We start from the raw sequence: 17,180 nt of genomic DNA, 5'->3' as shown, positions 1-17,180 counted from the left end.
TTATCCACAGGGCCGTTCAGGGTATCTGTGCATTGTGCACAGGGACGTCGTTGGCCCTGCCGTGCGGTGGATAACCCGCCCGGGGTGGCCAGCCGCGGGGGCGAACGGGGATAATGGCGGCAAACCTACCGGAGGATTGACCATGACCGTTCACGACGAACTCGGGGACGCCCTGCGCGAGCTCGAGGCCACCATGAAGGCCGCCAGCCTGTGGCGCATGGAGCGGCCCGAGTCGCCCGCCTTCGACAGCGTGCAGCCGTTCTGCGTCGACACCATGACGCTGCCCCAGTGGCTGCGCTTCGTCTTCATCGTGCGCCTGGAGACGCTGGTCGAGCGGCGCGCGCCGATGCCGGCCAAGTGCGAGGTGGCGCCGGCGGTGGAGGCCTGGCTGAAGCAGGAGGGCGCGCGCCCCAGCGACCGGCTGCTGATGTGCCGCGTGGTCGAGGAGATCGACCGCCTGGTCACCGAGAACTGAGGCCGCCGATGCCCTTCTATTTCGCCTACGGCAGCAACATGAATGCCGCCCGGGTCGCCGCCCGCATCGGGCGGACCCGCCGGGCGCTGGCCGGGGTGCTGCACGACCACGGCCTGCGCTTCGACAAGGCCTCGAGGGTGGCGGGCATCGCCCATGCCAACGTGGCGGCGTCCGCCGGCGAGCGGGTGGAGGGGGCGCTGTTCGAGCTCGAGCACCCCGACCAGATCCGCGACATGGACCCCTTCGAGGGCTACCCCCACGACTACGACCGGCATCGCCTGCCGATCGTCACGCGCGAGGGGGCCATCGAGGCCTGGGTCTATATCGCCGCGCCGGGCACCACCGCCGAGGCGTTGCGCCCGGCGCGGGAGTATCTCGATCACCTGCTGGCCGGCAAGCCCTTTTTGTCGCCCGGCTACCATGCCCGCCTCGCCGCGGTGGAGGCGGTGGCCGGACTCGATGCGACGACCCTGGCCGCCCTGGGGCTCTCGCGGGATACCCCACGCTAGCGGCCCGGTTCGCCACGTTTGGCCCCAGATACGACGAGGCCCGCCGATTGGCGGGCCTCGTCGTGTCGGGCGGGGCGATCAGAAGCGGTAGCTGACGCCGGCCATCACCACCACCGGGTCGATCTCGACCTCGCCAGCGTCGCTGCCATCGACCGTCACATCGGTGTCGATGTCCAGGTACCAGGCGGCGGCGTTGAGGGCCCAGTGGTCGTCGATCAGCAGGTCGACGCCCACCTGGCCGGCCGCACCCCAGGAGTCGTCGAATTCGACGGGAAGGTCCGCGTCCAGCTCTTCATCGGAGAACGTGGTGTAGTTGATGCCGATGCCGGCGTAGGGCTGCACGCGGGCGTCGGTGCCGCCCAGCGGGTAGTACTGCACGGTCAGGGTCGGCGGCAGGTGATCGACGGAGCCACCGGTCACACCCTCGACCTGGAAGTCGTGGTCGAAGGGTTCGGCGGCCAGCAGCTCGACGCCCAGCTTGTCGGTGAAGCGGTAGCCCAGGGTAAAGGCGAAGGCGCTATCGTCATCGACCTCAACATCGGCTCCGCCAAGAATGTCGCTGTTATCGCTCTTGGGATCGACCTTGGCGACGCCCACGCGGGCGAAGAAGTCCCCGGCGCCGTAGGCGAAGGCCTGGGTGCTGGTGGTGAAGGCGGCGGTGGCAATGCCGGCCACGAGCAGGGAAGAAAGGGCACTCTTGCGCATGGGTCGTCTCCTGGTGGAAGAGAGGGCGGCGGCCTTGCCGCCTCCGGAACATGCCGACAGTCTATCGGTGTCCGTTCCGGTGAATCTTGATCCAGCGCAAGGGTTGGGCGTCATGCCACTGACGGCATGGCTCCATGGGAATGCCCGCGCTTCGGCGGACATTCCCATGGGGCCGGTATTCGCAAATGCCTAGAAGTGGAAGGTGGCGTCGTGGCCGAGGGGGGCGGGATCGAGGAGGGCCTCGCCCCATGCCGTCTCGCCGACCCGGCCAAGGGGCGTGTCGGCGTCCAGCTCCTCGAGTGCCTCCTCGGACAGATGCCGGTAAGGAAGGGGGTTGGCCCTGTCGAGGCCCGCGATGTCGAGCCGTCGCTCGGTCGTCTCGCTGACGTTGACGCCCTGCGGGGCGGGGAAGACGTCGCCCACGCCGAGGGCCATCACCATGTGCGAGGCGGCGAGGCCGGCTGCCGTCAGGGCGATCGTGGCGATCTGGTGCCTGTCACTCATGGGAGGGTCCTCGTCTCAGGGGGTAGGGGCGCACCGCCGGCCGGTGCCTGCACGCCGGGTGCTCACGCCCTGTTAATGTCTTGTCGCATTTTCTCTGGGTGGGATCGGGAAAAGTCCCATCTGTTCGGTGGTATGCTTACGCAGCATAGTTGTTGTTTATAGCTATTGTACAACTTTTTTGCCGCTCTCGGGATGCCGCCTCGAAAGCGCGCCGAAATTCGGCTTCACTCAAGGGGGACGTGGCCATCGGAGCCGGACATGGCGGGTCGAATGCTCTTTACTTCTCGCGGGGCGGGGCGCGGTCGCCTCGATCGTCCGCTGTTGACGCTGCTGCTGGCGGCGGGGCTGGCGGTCTGGCTGCTGCTGCGCCCCGAGCCCTTGCTCGCGCTGCCGATGACGTGGCGCCTGCCGCTGGTCCTGGTCGGCGCCTGGGCGCTGGGGGCGGCCTTCCTGCGACCGCTGGCGCTCGAGGTGGGGCAGGGCCGGCTGTGGCGCCTGACGGGCGCGCCCTCGAGCCGCTGGGCCCTGTGGGGAGTGGCGGCCGTGGCGGTGTGCCTCGAGCTGTGGCGCTGAACCCGAGGCCTGGGGTAAGCCCCGGGAGGGCGTGTCATCCCCCATGCAAAAGGGCCCCGAGAGGGGCCCTTTCACTGTCTGAAGCGACGGGATGGTCCGTCAGCGAGAGATTTCCCGATACTCGCCGGCATCGGCGGTCACGCTGCTCACCACCAGGATGGCGATGAAGGCCGCGATGAAGCCGGGGATGATCTCGTAGACGCCGGGGCCGCCCATGAACGAGGCGTTCCAGCCCAGGTTGATCCAGAGCATCACGGTGAGGGCACCGACGATCATGCCCGCCAGGGCACCGGCACCGTTGGTGCGCGGCCACATCAGCGAGAGGATGATCAGCGGGCCGAACGCCGAACCGAAGCCTGCCCAGGCGTTACTGACCAGCCCCAGCACCTTGGAGGTGGGATCCGAGGCGATGACGGCGGCCACCAGGCCCACCAGCACGACGCACGCCCGGCCGATGGCGACGACCTCCTTCTCCTTCGCCTCCTTGCGCAGGAAGAGGCGGTAGAAGTCCTCGGTCAGCGAGGAGGACGACACCAGCAGCTGGCTGGAGATGGTACTCATGATCGCGGCCAGCAGTGCCGCATAGAGGAAGCCGGTGACCAGCGGGTGGAACAGCAGGTCCGCGAGGATGATGAAGATCGTCTCCGGGTCCTCCACGTTCATGCCGTTACGCACGGCGTAGGCCCGGCCGAAGATGCCCAGCGAGACCGCGCCGACCAGGGAGATGAGCATCCAGCTCATGCCGATGTTGCGGGCAATGGGGACGTCCTTCTGGGAGCGGATGGCCATGAAGCGCACGATGATGTGCGGCTGTCCGAAGTAGCCGAGCCCCCAGGTCACCGCGGACAGCCAGCCGACGATGGTCAGCCCGTCCGTCCAGGAGAGCAGCGTGGGGTCGACCTCGGTCAGGGTCTGGGAGGCCTGGCTGAAGCCGCCGCCCCCTTCGCCGAAGAGCACGACCGCCGGCATGATCACCAGGGCCAGCATCATGATGCAGCCCTGCACGAAGTCCGTCATGCTCACGGCCAGGAAGCCGCCGACCACCGTGTAGGCCAGCACCACGACCAGGGTGATCGCCACGCCGGCGGCGTAGTCGCTCATGCCGCCGATGTTGATGACCCCGGCGAAGGCGCTCTCGAACAGCTTGCCGCCCGCCACGAGGCCCGAGGCGGTATAGACCGCGAAGAACACCACGATGACGATGGCGGACACCGTCCGGAGCGGGATGGCCTGGGTCGGGAAGCGGTTGCCCAGGAATTCCGGAATGGTGATCGCGTCATTGTAGTGGAGCGTCTGCTCGCGAAGACGCGGTGCCACCAGCGTCCAGTTGAAGAACGCCCCCACCAGCAGGCCGATGCCGATCCAGGCCGAACCGAGGCCCGACACGAACATGGCCCCGGGCAGGCCCAGCAGCAGCCAGCCGCTCATGTCGGAGGCCCCGGCCGACAGGGCGGCGACCTGGGGACTGAGGGCCCGACCGCCCAGCATGTAATCCTCGGACGTGGACGTGGACTTGCGCATGGCATAAAAGCCGATGGCGATCATGAGCGCAAAGTAGGCGAATAGACTGATCCACACACCAATAGCCATAAGAACTTCTCCAAATTATTGGGTCGGATGTAGCGCCGACAAGTTGTTAGTGCGCCTCAGACCAGAGCGGCGATGCCAGGCATCGCGCTCGGAAAGGACGCGGAGAGGGAGCCGGTTGCGGCGTTGTCTTCGATCATCAGGGGTTCCTTCCGTCTTGTTGTGATGACGAGCGGGGATCACTCGTCGCCTAGCGCCAGCAGCGACGCGTTACCACCCAGGGCGGCCGTGTTCTCCGTCACGGTCTTCTCGGTGGCGAAGCGCAGCAGGTAGTGCGGACCGCCGGCCTTGGGACCGGTCCCCGAGAGCCCTTGGCCCCCGAAGGGCTGTACGCCCACGACCGCACCGATGATATTGCGGTTGATGTAGACGTTGCCGGCACGGATCTTCTGCGCGATCTCGTCGGCGAAGCTCTGATTACGGCTATGCACGCCGAAGGTCAGACCATACCCCCGACCATTGATGGAGTCGATCACTCGATCGATCTCGCTGGCCCGGTAGCGCACGATGTGCAGGATGGGGCCGAACTGCTCGCGCTCCAGGGCCTCGATGCCGTCGATCTCGAAGGCCACCGGCGCGACAAAGGTGCCCTGGGCGGTGTGGGTCGGGTCGAGTCGCGTCTCGGCGACCAGGCGGCCTTCACCCTTGAGCGTCTCGATGTGCGCCATCAGGCCCCGGCGGGCCTCCTCGTCGATCACCGGGCCCACGTCGGTGCCCAGGTGGCGTGGGTCGCCCACGTGCAGCTCTTCCATGGCGCCCTTGAGGATCTCGATGACCCGGTCGGCCACGTCCTCCTGGACGTAGAGCACGCGCAGGGCGGAGCAGCGCTGGCCGGCGCTCTGGAAGGCCGACTGGATGACGTCGGCCACCACCTGCTCGGGCAGGGCGGTGGAGTCGACGATCATGGCGTTCATGCCACCGGTCTCGGCGATCAGCGTCGGCAGAGGGGCGTTCTCGCGGGCCGCCAGGGCGCGGTTGATGATCTGGGCGGTGTCGGTGCCGCCGGTGAAGACCACGCCGGTGATGCGCGGGTCGCCGCTCAGCACGCTGCCCACGGTGGGGCCGTCGCCGGGCAGCAGCTGCACCACGTCGCGGGGCATGCCGGCCTCGTGGAGCAGCTCGATGATGCGGTTGGCGGCCAGCGAGGTCTGCTCGGCGGGCTTGGCCAGCACCGGGTTGCCGGCGACGGCGGCGGCCACGACCTGGCCGCAGAAAATCGCGATCGGGAAGTTCCAGGGGCTGATCGCCGCGAACACGCCCTTGCCGCCCATCATCAGCTCGTTGGATTCGCCGGTGGGTCCCGGCAGGCGGGTCGTGGTGCCGAAGAGCTCCTCGGCGCGCGCCGCGTAGTAGCGGCAGAAGTCCACCGCCTCGCGGATCTCGTCGACGCCGTCGGTCAGGAGCTTGCCGCCCTCGCGGGAGCAGAGCGTCATAAGCTCGGCGAGGTTCTCCTCCATCAGGTCGCCGAGGCGGCGCAGGATGGCGGCGCGCTCGGTCACCGGCGTGGCGTCCCAGCGCGGGAAGGCCGCCCAGGCGGCGTCGACGGCCCTGGCGGCCTGGTCCCGGGAGGTCCACTGCACGCTGCCGACCCTGACGCGACGGTCGAAGGGGCACAAGACGTCGTGGCGGGCGCCGGCGTTCTCGGCGACCTCGAAGGCCAGCAGCGGCCGTGCGTGGTACTCCTTGTCCATGAAGGTCGCCATCTCGTCCATCAGCGGCCGGAACTGGCTGTTGATGTTGAGGTTGACCCCCCGGGAGTTGCGCCGCGCCGGGCCGTAGATGTCCTTGGGCAGCGGGATCCGATGATTGGCATAGGTCGGATACTGCCTGAGCGTCTCGACCGGATGGACGCACAGGGACTCCACCGGCACGCGCGGGTCGACCAGCTGGTGCACGAAGGAGGAGTTGGCGCCGTTCTCGAGCAGGCGGCGCACCAGGTAGGGCAGCAGGTCCTTGTGGGCGCCCACCGGGGCATAGATGCGACAGTAGGTGCCCTTCGGTGCGCGCTTGAGGGCGGCGTCATAGAGCGCCTCGCCCATGCCGTGCAGGCGCTGGAACTCGAACGGGCGCCTGGCCTCGTTGGCGAGCTCCAGGATGGTGCTGATGGTGTGCGCGTTGTGGGTCGCGAACTGCGGGAAGATGCGTCCGCGGGTGTTGTCCGAGAGCAGGAAGGTCACGCACGCCAGGTAGGCGACGTCGGTATTGGCCTTGCGAGTGTAGACCGGGTAGCCGTCGGCGCCGATCTGCTGGGACTCCTTGATCTCGGTGTCCCAGTAGGCGCCCTTGACCAGGCGCATGGGGATCTCGTCGCCCTGGCGGTCGGCCAGGCGGTTGAGGTAGTGCAGCACCGGCAGGGCGCGCTTGGCGTAGGCCTGCACGACCAGGCCGAAATGGCCCCAGCCGCGGCAGGTGTCGCTCTCGTAGACCGCGCGGAAGACCTCCAGCGACAGCTCCAGGCGGTCGACCTCCTCGGCGTCGATGGTCATGGCGACATCGCGCTCGCGGGCCATGGCCGCCAGCTCGCGGACCGTGGCGACCAGCTCCTCGAGGACCTGCTCGCGGCGGCCGAACTCGTAGCGGGGGTGCAGGGCCGAGAGCTTGATGGAGATCGACGGCGCGGGGGTGCTGGCCGAGAGGGCCTTGCTGGTCTGGCCGACGCTCTTGATGGCCGCGGCGTAGGAGTCGAAGTAGCGTTTGGCGTCGGCCCGGGTGCGGGCGGCCTCGCCGAGCATGTCGTAGGAGTAGGTGTAGCCCTTGTCGAACAGCGGCTTGGAGCGCTTGAGCGCCTCCTCGATGTCGCGACCCAGCACGAACTGCTTGCCCATGATCTTCATCGCCTCGTACATGGCGCGGCGGATCACCGGCTCGCCCATGCGGTTGACGAGCTTGTTGATGAAGTGGGCGGGCTTGCCTTCCTTGGGCTTGTCCAGGTTGATGACGCGGCCGGTCATCAGCAGGCCCCAGGTCGAGGCGTTGACGAACCAGGACTCGCTCTGCCCCAGGTGCGACTTCCAGTCCGACGGGCCCAGCTTGTCCTCGATCAGGGCGTCGGCCGTGGCCTTGTCGGGGATGCGCAGCATCGCCTCGGCCAGGCACATCAGCATCAGGCCCTCGTGGGTGTCCAGGCTGTACTGCTGCAGCAGCTCGTCGATGGAATCCACGGCGGTATCCATCTCGCGCACTTCCCGCACCAGCTCGGCCGCCTGCCGGGCGGTGCGCTTGAAATCGGCCTCGTCGGCGGACAGCAGGTCGACCAGCTCGCCCACGAAGGCTTCCTCGTCGATCGCGTAGTGATCGCTGATGCGGGCAAAGAGGGTATCGAGATCCTGCTGCCAGGTCTCGCCGGCCAGCATGTTATTGGCGTTTAGCATCAAACTCCCCAAGTGTTAGCCGTCGTCAGAGGGCGATGCCCGGCCGCCACAGGGTGTCCCTGGCGGGCGCGGGAGATGCGTTGAGGGTAGGAGCGTGCGTGCCGTCCTGCTTGGCGAATTCCCGGGAGAATTTAACGGTTTCACGGATTCTGGCCGTGAAACGGTTGAAATTTCTACTTTCGTCTAAGGGGCTTGGCCGTCGCCGACCCCGACCCCGACCCCGCGAGGGCGGGGGGCGGCGGGGCCAGCTGGCCGCCCGGGTCGCGGCGCAGCTGGCTCGGCGGTCGACCGAAGGCCTGTCGGCAGGCGCGCGACAGGGCGCTCTGGCTCGTGAAGCCCGTGCGTGCGGCGATCTCGGAGAGCGGCAGCCGGCTCTGCTGCACCAGGCGCCGGGCGCTCTCCAGCCGGCGGCGCATCACGTACTGCCACGGCGAGATGCCCGTGCTCTGACGGAAGCGTTCGCTGAAGTGCGCCTCGCTCAGGCAGGCCTGGGCGGCCAGGTCGGCAACGCGAAGCCGCTCGCCCAGATGGTGGTCGATGAAGCGGTCGATGGCCGCCAGGTCGAGGCGGCGAGCGGGCGCGGCGGGCTCGTTGGCCAGTCGGGCGTGCAGGGAGCCGAGCAGGGTGCCGGCCAGTCGTTCGCCGTGCAGGGCATCCAGGCGACCCTCGGGGGCCAGCAGGTTCAGCTCCTGGAGCAGGAAATCGAGGTAGTGGCGCAGGGCGGCATCGAGGGCGAAGAAGCGCGGCGCGTCGAACAGCTGGATCAGGTCGCGCTGGTGGCCTGTCACGGCGAAGGCGTCGTGGGGCACGTCGAGGATCAGCTGGCGGTTGTCGCCGTTGCCGACGTAGTAGTGCAGGTGGTTGGCCGGCACGATGCAGCCGGTGAAGGCCGAGATGGCGCCACCCAGCCCCTCGATCTCGAACTCCGCCTCGCCACGCAGGCCGATCACGATCTGGTGGAAGTCGTGGGCGTGGTGATGGATCGCGGTGTCGAGGGGAATCTGACGGATGGCGCTGGTCATGAAGGGCCTCCGGCTGGGCGTGTCAGCGGCATGACACCACAGTATACCAGGCGAGGCTTCAACGCTCGGCGTCAATCCTCGCGGCGGCGCAGGGCGGTGTGGGCGGCCAGGTGGTCGCGCAGGGCCGCCAGCTCCTCCCGGCCCTCGTCGTCGAGCAGCGGCTTGCCGCGTGCGATGCGACCATGCCGCCCGTGCTCCTCCATCAGGCGCTGGGCCCGGCGACGAATCCCCTCCAGGTAATCGTCGTGGCGGATCGGGTAGCCGATGACGGTGTCCCACTCGGCCTCGCTGACGCTGCTGGACAGCGCCCTGTCGAACAGCGCGATCAGCTGTTCGGGCTCCGTGCGGTAGCGTGGGGTGCCGGAGAGCATCATCAGGGCGATCATGCCGCCGAAGATGACCAGGCAGACGGTGAGGACCAGCAGGAAAATGGACATGGTGCGCGGCTCCGTGCAGGCGAGCAGGTCCCGATCGCTCAGCGGCGGTGCGGCGGATCCGGAGGCGGATGAGGTCTAGGGCTGAGGCGGCACGCCGGGGCGTGGAGCGGGTGAAGGGAATCGAACCCTCGTCTTAAGCTTGGGAAGCTTCTGCTCTACCATTGAGCTACACCCGCGAAGGGAATTGGATAGTAAAACCAAGTGGTTAGCCTTTGCAAGCGCGTCGCGGCCTTTTTTGGCGAGTCCGCGCTAAGTGGCTGTTTCGCGGTGCCTCGTCGGGGGGCGACCAATGCCGGGCGAGTTTTTTTGGCGCCTCGGCGAACTTTTCGCTCCACCGCTGTCAGAAGTGGCGTAGGCAGCAACGCGATAGCAGTCGCTAACACTGTTGCCTCAGCTTGCACTTTCGATCCTTGCCGCTCCATGCCTCATGGGGCGGCTTTTCTTTGTGCGCACACCGGGCATTGCTGCGGGCGTGAACCGTCGTGCACCCGGCACATCGCCGGGTGCGGTCATGGCGGGGAAGGGGGGGGTCAGGAGTGACGCATGCGGATCAGGGCGCTCAGCACGTCGCGGCGGGTGACGATCCCCACCAGTCGGCCCTGCTCGACCACCGGATAGACCTTGGGCTTGGCGCCCAGCATCTCCTGGGCCAGGTCGGTGATGCTCTTGGTCGCCGGCACCGACAGCACCTCGTTGCGCATCATCTCGCGGACCAGCGGTGGCTCGTCGCCGAGATAGGAGCTCTCCAGCACCTTGCCCATCACATCCTGTTCCGAGATGAAGCCGATCAGGTGGTCCCGCTCGTCGACCACGGGCACGCCGGGCAGGCGGTGCAGCGCGAGGCCCTCGGCCAGGGTGGCCACCGAGGTCCGGCCGGTGACCCGGTAGCAGTCGCGGGACATGATCTCACGCACGATGGTGGGGGCCTTGTTGGGCATGGCATAGCTCCTTGTGCCGGGCAGTGATGAGCGGGCGGACGCCGCGTTGCCAGGTGCGAGGCCGCTCGGCGCGGTCCCGTCTCGTTCCCAGCATAGTCGACGCCTCCTCGCCGCGGCGATGGGGCGCTGTTAACGCTGATGTCGCGCCCCGTCGCGACCGGGAACCCGGTCACCCTCGGCCGCTCCAATATGGCACACTCATGCACAGCGATCGTCGGCGCCGCCGGCGTGCACCGACCGAGGGAGTCGCATCATGGATGCTCGGGAGTACATGGCCCGCAAGGGGCTCGACGCGGGGCGCGACCAGGAGCGCCCCAACACCCTGGAGGAGAAGGCCTGGTCGCGCGCCATCGAGGCGGGGGAGCAACCGCCGCGCGCCGGCACCCCCTTCGACTGGGAGGACTGGGAGCGCCATCACGAGACCCTGGCCGAGGGCGCCGAGACGCTGGAGCAGAAGATCGATCACGAGGCCCACCGTCGCGCCCTCGACCATGAAGCGAGCGTCGGCCACTTCACGCCGGCCGCCGGCGAGCGGGTCACGGCCGATGACAAGCCCGCGGGCACCGCCACGCGCGACACGTCGGACGCAGGCGACGCGCCTCCCGCAGGGGGGGGGCCAGCGCCCCGGGACCCGGCGGTGCCGCCCGCGCCCGCTCCCAGGGCGGCCCTCTACGCCCTGGCCGTGCTGCTGCCGCCCCTGGCCGTCGGCCTCTCGGCGGGCGGGGCGATGCGGGTGGTGCTCGGCCTGGCGCTGAGTCTGCTCGGCTGGCTGCCCGGGGTGGTCTACGCGCTCTGGTGGCTGCGGCGGTCGTCGCCCTGAGGGCTCGGCGCCGGGGCCTTGGCGCCGCGGCCGGGGTGGGTATAATCGCCGTCAACCACTCATGTTTCAGGAGTTTACCTTGGGCCTTCTCGTCGGCGTCACCGTCCTCTGGGCGTTCTCGTTCTCGCTGATCGGCGTCTACCTGGCCGGTCAGGTCGATAGCTACTTCTCCGTGCTGATGCGCATCGGCCTGGCGACGCTGGTCTTCCTGCCGTTCCTGCGCCCCGCGCGGCTGCGCGGCGGTCAGCGCCTGGCGCTGATGGGGCTGGGGGCGGTGCAGCTCGGCGTGATGTACATCTTCTTCTACCAGTCCTTCCTGCTGCTCTCGGTGCCGGAGGTGCTGCTCTTCACCATCTTCACGCCGCTCTATATCGCGCTGCTCGACGATGCCCTGTTCGGCCGCTTCACCCCCTTCTACCTGCTGACCGCGTCACTGGCGGTGCTGGGCGCGGCGGTGATCCGCTACCAGGGCCTCGACAGCGGCTTCTGGTCCGGTTTCCTGGTCGTGCAGGGCGCCAACCTCTGCTTCGCCCTCGGCCAGGTGGGCTATCGCCGGCTCTCGGCGAGCCTGCCGGACGCGCTGCCGCGCCACAGCGTCTTCGCCTGGTTCTACCTCGGCGCCCTGGCGGTGGCCGTGCCGGCCTTCCTGCTGCTCGGCAACGCCGGGGGCCTGCCCTCCACCGGCGTGCAGTGGGGCGTGCTGCTGTGGCTGGGCCTGGCGGCCTCCGGGCTCGGCTACTTCCTGTGGAACCTCGGCGCCACCCGCGTCGATGCCGGCGCGCTCGCCATCATGAACAACCTGCTGATCCCGGCGGGGCTGCTGGTCAACCTGCTGATCTGGAATCGCGACGCCGACCTGCTGCGCCTGGGCGTGGGGGGGGCGATCATCGTCGGTTCGCTGTGGCTCAACGAGTGGTGGCTCAAGCGCCGCCGCCTGAGCGCCGCCTGAGGCCGTTTGCTCGCCCCGCGGCCAATCGCCATAATGGCCGGCCGCGAAGCGAGAGGCCCGTGCATGACAACCTTCAAGAACATCGGTCTGATCGGTCGTCTGGGCAGCGCCAAGGTGGTCGATACCCTCAAGCGGCTGATCCGCTTCCTCGAGGACGGCGGCTATCACGTCATCATCGAGGACCGGACCGCCACGGTGCTGCTCGACCACGGCCATCCCGAAGCCAGCCGCCGGCTGCTGGGCGAGCTCTGCGACCTGGTGATCGTGGTCGGCGGCGACGGCAGCCTGCTGGGTGCCGCGCGCACCCTCTGCCACAGCGGCACCCTGGTGCTGGGCGTCAACCGCGGCCGACTGGGCTTTCTCACCGACATCTCTCCGGACGAGCTGGAGGCTCGGGTCGGCGAGGTGCTCGCCGGGCGCTACGAGCTGGAGGAGCGCTTCCTGCTCGACGCCGAGCTCTACCGCGACGGCGTCCAGGTCGGCAACGGCGATGCCCTCAACGAGGTGGTGCTGCACCCGGGCAAGGCGGTGCGCATGATCGAGTTCGAGCTCTTCCTCGACGGCCAGTTCGTCTACAGCCAGCGCAGCGACGGCCTGATCATCGCCACGCCCACCGGCTCCACGGCCTACGCGCTCTCCGGCGGCGGGCCGATCATGCACCCCAAGCTCGACGTCATCACCCTGGTGCCGATGTTCCCGCACACCCTGTCGAGCCGGCCCATCGTCATCGATGCGGCCAGCGAGATCCGCATCCATATCGGCGAGACCAACCAGACCTACCCGCACATCAGCTGCGACGGCCAGACCCGCGCGGTGGCCAAGCCCGACGACGTGCTGGTCATCCGCCGCAAGCCGCGGCGGGTCCAGCTGGTCCACCCGCTGGGCCACAACTTCTTCGAGGTCCTGCGCAGCAAGCTGGGCTGGAGCAATCGTCTGGGCGACTGAGGTGAGCATGCAAGGCACTCTCGAGGGCTACGACCTGATCGGCGATGTGCACGGCTGCGGGGCGACCCTGGGCGCGCTGCTCGAGCGCCTGGGCTATCACCAGCGCGGCGGGGTCTACCGCCACCCGCGCCGCCAGGTGATCTTCCTCGGCGACCTGATCGACCGGGGCCCGCGCATCCGCCTGGCCGTCACCATCGCCCGTCGCATGGTCGAGGCGGGGGAGGCGCATATCGTCATGGGCAACCACGAGTACAACGCCCTGGCCTACTGCCACCGCGCGCCGGCCGGCCTGGGCCGCGACTGGCTGCGCGAGCACACGCCGCGCCACAACCGCATCATCCAGGAGACCCTGGAGCAGTATCGCGACCACCCCCAGGAGTGGGAGGAGGCGCTGGCCTGGTTCATGGACATCCCGCTGTTCCTCGAGCTCGACGGCCTGCGGGTGGTGCACGCCTGCTGGGACCCGGCGCTGATCGACGACCTGCGCCGCGACCATCCGGACGGGCGCATCGACGAGGATTTCCTGGCCGCCTCGGTGGTGCCGGGGACCCGGGCGTTCCGGATCCTCGATCGCCTGACCCGCGGCACCCACGTGCCGCTGCCCGAAGGCGTGGCGATCCACTCGGGGGACGGCTTCACCCGGCGCAGCTTCCGGGCCCACTTCTGGGCGCGTCATCCGCGCACCTGGGGCGACGTGGTCTTCCAGCCCGACAACCTGCCGGGGGACCTGGAGCGGCGCGCGCTCACCGAGGAGGAGCGCACGCGGCTCAGCTACTATGGTCCCGACGAGCCGCCGCTGTTCATCGGCCACTACTGGTGCGAGGGGATACCGGCCCTGCCGGCGGGCAACATCGCCTGCCTGGACTACAGCGCCGTGAAGTTCGGCCGCCTGGTGGCCTACCGCTGGAGCGGCGAGGCGCGCCTCGACGCCAGCCACTTCGAGTGGATCCGTGTGCCCCGCGAGGAGGAGGCCCGGCCGCAGCCCTGGGAGATCGACTTCGATTGATACAATTCTTTACGCAAAAAGCGTGTCAGCGGGATGAACTCTCGTTGACCGACGCCATCAGAGTAGGTGTTCCCTTGAATGATCCCTTGCTCTTGTCCGGCGGCCCCCTCCGCCGGACTTTTTCTTTGCCCGGCCGGTCGGCGCCGTCCCATCCGGCCGCTCGGCCCCCGGGGCGCGCCCCGCTGACGAGCCCCTCGCTGGAGAGACCATGTACCGGGTAATCCTGCTGCCCCACGATGTCGATACCCGCCCGCTGCGCCGAGCCCTGTGGGCCCATCGCATCGGGCATCGGATCACCGAGGAGGGCGAGGGGCAGGTGCTGTGGCTGGTCGACCCCGCCCAGCAGGAGGCGATGCTCGGGCTGATCGAGCGCTGGCGGCGGGGCGAATCGCTGACGCCCGAGGCGTCGCGGGCCGGAGGGGCGGGGGCGGCGCAGTGGCTGGCGCCGTTCCGCCAGGTGCCGGTGACTTCCATCGCCCTGGCGCTCTGCCTGGTGGTCTTCGCCCTGATGGCGCTGCTCGACGATCGGGTGGTCGCGGCGCTGACCATCGTGCCGGTGATCGTGGTCCAGGGCGGGCTGGCGTTCGGCGACCTTGGCGAGGCCCTCGCCTCGGGACAGGTCTGGCGACTGCTGTCGCCGGCCTTCCTGCACTTCGGCTGGATGCACCTGATCTTCAACATGCTCTGGCTCTGGTACTTCGGCCGGCAGGTCGAGGCGCTGCAGGGCAGCCGGCGGATGCTGACGCTGCTGCTGGTCGCCGGCGTGGGCGCCAATCTCGCCCAGTACGCCGCCGGCACCGTGCTGTTCGGCGGCATGTCCGGGGTCGACTTCGCGCTGCTCGGCTACGTCTGGCTGATGTCCCGGCGCGCGCCGCGCAGCGGCTTCTTCGTGCCCCAGATGCTGGTGGTCTTCATGCTCGGCTGGCTGGTCTTCGCCATGACCGACATGGCGGCCCTGGTGGGCTTCGGCAACGTGGCCAACGAGGCGCACCTGGGCGGGCTGGTCGTGGGGCTGGCGCTGGGCTGGTATCATTCCGGCCGTGCCCGCCGCCGTCCCTCCTGAGGCCCTATCTAAGAGAGTCCGTCATGAGCGAAATGACCTTCGATCGCATGATCCAGCAGATGACCCCGTCCATCTACGCGAGCCTCAAGCAGGCCGTCTCGCTGCGCAAGTGGCCCGATGGCCGCATGCTCACCGCCGAGCAGACCGAGCTCTGCCTGGAGGCGGTGATGCGCTACGAGGCGGAGAACCGGGTGCCCGAGGAGGAGCGGGTCGGCTACCTGGAGCGCCGCACCTGCGGCAGTGCCAGCAGCGGCGCCGACGTGCCCCCGGAGCTGGCCGGCCTCGGCCGGGACGTCGGCCGTGACTGAGTCGATCGCTGCCGCCGCCGTGCAGCAGGGCTGCCTGACCAAGATGGCCGTCGAGCCCGGCTCGCCGGCCCGTTACGTGCTGCGCGCCGGCGACGCCCGCCTCGACCTCAATGCCTGCCTCGGCAAGCCGTTGAGCCTCGAGTGGACCGGCGCCATCGCCTGCACCCACTGCGGCCGGGCCACCAGGAAGAGCTTCGCCCAGGGCCACTGCTACCCCTGCTTCAAGAAGCTCGCCCAGTGCGATACCTGCATCATGAAGCCGGAGCTCTGCCACTTCTTCGAGGGCACCTGCCGGGAGCCCGACTGGGCCGAGCGCCACTGCTTCCAGCCCCACGTGGTCTACCTGGCCAACGCCTCGGGGCTCAAGGTCGGCATCACCCGGGCCAGCCAGATGCCGACGCGCTGGCTCGACCAGGGCGCGGTGCAGGCGCTGCCGATCCTCGAGGTCGACACCCGCCAGCAGTCCGGCTTCGTCGAGGTGCTGTTCAAGGAGCAGGTCTCGGATCGCACCAACTGGCGGGCCATGCTCAAGGGCACCACCGAGTGGCTCGATCTCGCCGCCGAGCGCGATCGGCTGCTCGAGCGTCTGGGCAGCGGCCTCGACAACCTGCGCGAGCGCTTCGGCGCCGACGCCATCCGCGTCCTCGACCAGGCGCCGCTGAGCTTCGAGTACCCGGTGCTGGAGTTCCCCACCAAGGTGGTCTCCCACAACCTCGACAAGACCCCGCGCGTCGACGGCACCCTGCTGGGGATCAAGGGGCAGTACCTGATCCTCGACAGCGGCGTGATCAACCTGCGCAAGTTCACCGGCTACGAGGTGCGGGTCGCCGCCTGAGCCCTGGGCTATCCTGCGGGCAGCGAATCCGTTCGCCTGAGGAGGAGAGCCCGTGGAGAAGAGCCCGATGAGCGAGATGCGCGCCATGCGGCTGCACGTCGCCGGCCAGCCGCTGCAGCTCGAGCGACTGCCGCTGCCCGAGCCGGGCCCCGGCGAGGTGCGGGTCAGGGTGCTGGCCTGCGGGGTCTGCCGCACCGACCTCCACGTGGTTGACGGCGAGCTCTCGAGGCCGCGGCTGCCGCTGATCCCCGGTCACGAGATCGTCGGGGAGGTAGCCGCGTTGGGGGAGGGCGTGACCGAGCTGGCCATCGGGCAGCGGGTCGGGGTGCCCTGGCTGGGCTGGACCTGCGGCGCGTGCGAGCCCTGCCTGGCCGGCCGAGAGAACCTCTGCGTGCGCGCCGAGTTCACCGGCTACACCCGCGACGGCGGCTACGCGGAGCACTGCGTGGCCGACGCCCGCTACTGCTTTCCCCTGCCCGCCGAGGATGCCCAGGCCGCCGCGCCGCTGCTCTGCGCCGGGCTGATCGGCTATCGCACCTGGCGGCTGGCTGGGGGCGAGGCCAACCGGCGCCTCGGCCTCTACGGCTTCGGCGCCGCGGCGCACATCCTCATCCAGCTCGCCGTGGCCCGGGGTCAGGCGGTCTACGCCTTCACCCGGCCCGGCGACAGCGAGGCCCAGGCCTTCGCGCGGCGGCTCGGCGCGGTCTGGGCTGGCGGCAGCGACGAGACCCCGCCCGAGCCGCTGGACGCCGCCCTGCTCTTCGCCCCGGTGGGCGATCTCATCCCCACGGCGCTGGCCGCGGTGCGCCCCGGCGGCGCGGTGGTCTCCGGGGGCATCCACATGTCCGACATCCCCTCCTTCCCCTACCGCCTGCTCTGGGAGGAGCGCCGCCTGAGCTCGGTGGCCAACCTCACCCGCCGCGACGGCGAGGCGTTTTTGGCCCTCGCCCCCGGGGTGCCGATTCGCACCGAGACGCGCGCCTATCCCCTGGAGGACGCCAACCGGGCCCTCGAGGACCTGCGGGAGGGGCGCCTCTCCGGCGCGGCGGTGCTGATCCCTTGAACCGTGAGGCCGCAGCGGGGGGGCTGGAAACGAGACGGGCTCGGCCGAAGCCGAGCCCGTGGGATGCCAT

18 protein-coding genes and 1 tRNA gene are annotated in these 17,180 nt (G+C 69.2%); 11 read left to right on the top strand and 8 right to left on the bottom strand.

Going from position 1 to position 17,180, the window contains the following annotated elements; genetic code table 11:
* Positions 1–142: 142 nt before the first annotated feature.
* Positions 143–475 (top strand): YqcC family protein, encoded by a 333-nt coding sequence (locus FIU83_RS12195; protein WP_152484288.1) that lies wholly within the window; start codon positions 143–145, stop codon positions 473–475.
* 8 nt (positions 476–483) lie between these two features.
* A complete protein-coding gene (locus FIU83_RS12190; protein ID WP_152484287.1) occupies positions 484–984 on the top strand; it encodes a gamma-glutamylcyclotransferase family protein in 501 nt (166 codons plus the stop codon).
* Between the two features lie 78 nt (positions 985–1,062).
* Here FIU83_RS12190 and FIU83_RS12185 read toward each other — a convergent pair whose 3' ends face one another.
* Positions 1,063–1,689 carry an OmpW family protein gene (locus tag FIU83_RS12185; RefSeq protein WP_152484286.1) on the bottom strand — a complete coding sequence of 209 codons (627 nt, stop codon included), beginning with the start codon at positions 1,687–1,689 and terminating at the stop codon, positions 1,063–1,065.
* A 189-nt stretch (positions 1,690–1,878) separates the two neighbouring features.
* On the bottom strand, positions 1,879–2,193 hold the full coding sequence (locus FIU83_RS12180) for a hypothetical protein (protein WP_152484285.1): 315 nt from the start codon (positions 2,191–2,193) through the stop codon (positions 1,879–1,881).
* Between the two features lie 270 nt (positions 2,194–2,463).
* Between FIU83_RS12180 and FIU83_RS12175 the strand changes: the two genes are divergently transcribed.
* On the top strand, positions 2,464–2,766 hold the full coding sequence (locus FIU83_RS12175; protein WP_152484284.1) for a hypothetical protein: 303 nt from the start codon (positions 2,464–2,466) through the stop codon (positions 2,764–2,766).
* Positions 2,767–2,865: 99 nt separating this feature from the next.
* Here FIU83_RS12175 and putP read toward each other — a convergent pair whose 3' ends face one another.
* The 6 genes from putP to FIU83_RS12145 all read right to left on the bottom strand — a co-directional run bounded on the left by putP (position 2,866) and on the right by FIU83_RS12145 (position 10,121).
* Complete coding sequence (putP, locus tag FIU83_RS12170; RefSeq protein ID WP_152484283.1) at positions 2,866–4,356, bottom strand: sodium/proline symporter PutP; 1,491 nt, start codon at positions 4,354–4,356, stop codon at positions 2,866–2,868.
* 176 nt (positions 4,357–4,532) lie between these two features.
* Positions 4,533–7,724, bottom strand: coding sequence for a bifunctional proline dehydrogenase/L-glutamate gamma-semialdehyde dehydrogenase PutA (putA, locus tag FIU83_RS12165; protein WP_152484282.1), 3,192 nt, complete (start codon positions 7,722–7,724; stop codon positions 4,533–4,535).
* Positions 7,725–7,897: 173 nt separating this feature from the next.
* Positions 7,898–8,746, bottom strand: a complete 849-nt coding sequence (locus tag FIU83_RS12160) for an AraC family transcriptional regulator (protein ID WP_152484281.1) — start codon at positions 8,744–8,746, stop codon at positions 7,898–7,900.
* A 71-nt stretch (positions 8,747–8,817) separates the two neighbouring features.
* Positions 8,818–9,183, bottom strand: a complete 366-nt coding sequence (locus FIU83_RS12155) for a hypothetical protein (RefSeq protein WP_152484280.1) — start codon at positions 9,181–9,183, stop codon at positions 8,818–8,820.
* Between the two features lie 102 nt (positions 9,184–9,285).
* Positions 9,286–9,359, bottom strand: a tRNA-Gly gene (locus FIU83_RS12150).
* A gap of 354 nt (positions 9,360–9,713) precedes the next feature.
* Positions 9,714–10,121 (bottom strand): CBS domain-containing protein, encoded by a 408-nt coding sequence (locus FIU83_RS12145; protein WP_152484279.1) that lies wholly within the window; start codon positions 10,119–10,121, stop codon positions 9,714–9,716.
* A gap of 253 nt (positions 10,122–10,374) precedes the next feature.
* Here FIU83_RS12145 and FIU83_RS12140 point away from each other — a divergent pair, with 253 nt between their 5' ends.
* The 8 genes from FIU83_RS12140 (at position 10,375) to FIU83_RS12105 (ending at position 17,110) form a co-directional block, all read left to right on the top strand.
* Positions 10,375–10,941, top strand: coding sequence for a YqaE/Pmp3 family membrane protein (locus FIU83_RS12140; protein WP_152484278.1), 567 nt, complete (start codon positions 10,375–10,377; stop codon positions 10,939–10,941).
* A gap of 79 nt (positions 10,942–11,020) precedes the next feature.
* On the top strand, positions 11,021–11,890 hold the full coding sequence (locus FIU83_RS12135; protein WP_152484277.1) for an EamA family transporter: 870 nt from the start codon (positions 11,021–11,023) through the stop codon (positions 11,888–11,890).
* A gap of 63 nt (positions 11,891–11,953) precedes the next feature.
* The gene (locus FIU83_RS12130; protein ID WP_152484276.1) at positions 11,954–12,835 is read left to right on the top strand and encodes an NAD(+) kinase; all 882 of its coding nucleotides are present in this window, start codon (positions 11,954–11,956) and stop codon (positions 12,833–12,835) included.
* A 7-nt stretch (positions 12,836–12,842) separates the two neighbouring features.
* On the top strand, positions 12,843–13,841 hold the full coding sequence (locus tag FIU83_RS12125) for a metallophosphoesterase (RefSeq protein ID WP_152484275.1): 999 nt from the start codon (positions 12,843–12,845) through the stop codon (positions 13,839–13,841).
* A 208-nt stretch (positions 13,842–14,049) separates the two neighbouring features.
* Positions 14,050–14,904 carry a rhomboid family intramembrane serine protease gene (locus FIU83_RS12120; protein ID WP_152484274.1) on the top strand — a complete coding sequence of 285 codons (855 nt, stop codon included), beginning with the start codon at positions 14,050–14,052 and terminating at the stop codon, positions 14,902–14,904.
* A gap of 23 nt (positions 14,905–14,927) precedes the next feature.
* Positions 14,928–15,212 (top strand): YeaC family protein, encoded by a 285-nt coding sequence (locus FIU83_RS12115; protein WP_152484273.1) that lies wholly within the window; start codon positions 14,928–14,930, stop codon positions 15,210–15,212.
* A gap of 43 nt (positions 15,213–15,255) precedes the next feature.
* The gene (locus FIU83_RS12110) at positions 15,256–16,047 is read left to right on the top strand and encodes a DUF2797 domain-containing protein (protein ID WP_152485357.1); all 792 of its coding nucleotides are present in this window, start codon (positions 15,256–15,258) and stop codon (positions 16,045–16,047) included.
* A 52-nt stretch (positions 16,048–16,099) separates the two neighbouring features.
* Complete coding sequence (locus FIU83_RS12105) at positions 16,100–17,110, top strand: zinc-dependent alcohol dehydrogenase family protein (protein ID WP_253939463.1); 1,011 nt, start codon at positions 16,100–16,102, stop codon at positions 17,108–17,110.
* The last annotated feature ends 70 nt before the right edge of the window (positions 17,111–17,180 follow it).

It is taken from the genome of Halomonas sp. THAF5a (genome assembly GCF_009363755.1).
Lineage (GTDB): Bacteria > Pseudomonadota > Gammaproteobacteria > Pseudomonadales > Halomonadaceae > Halomonas.
This window is presented reverse-complemented; position numbering and strand designations above follow the sequence as displayed.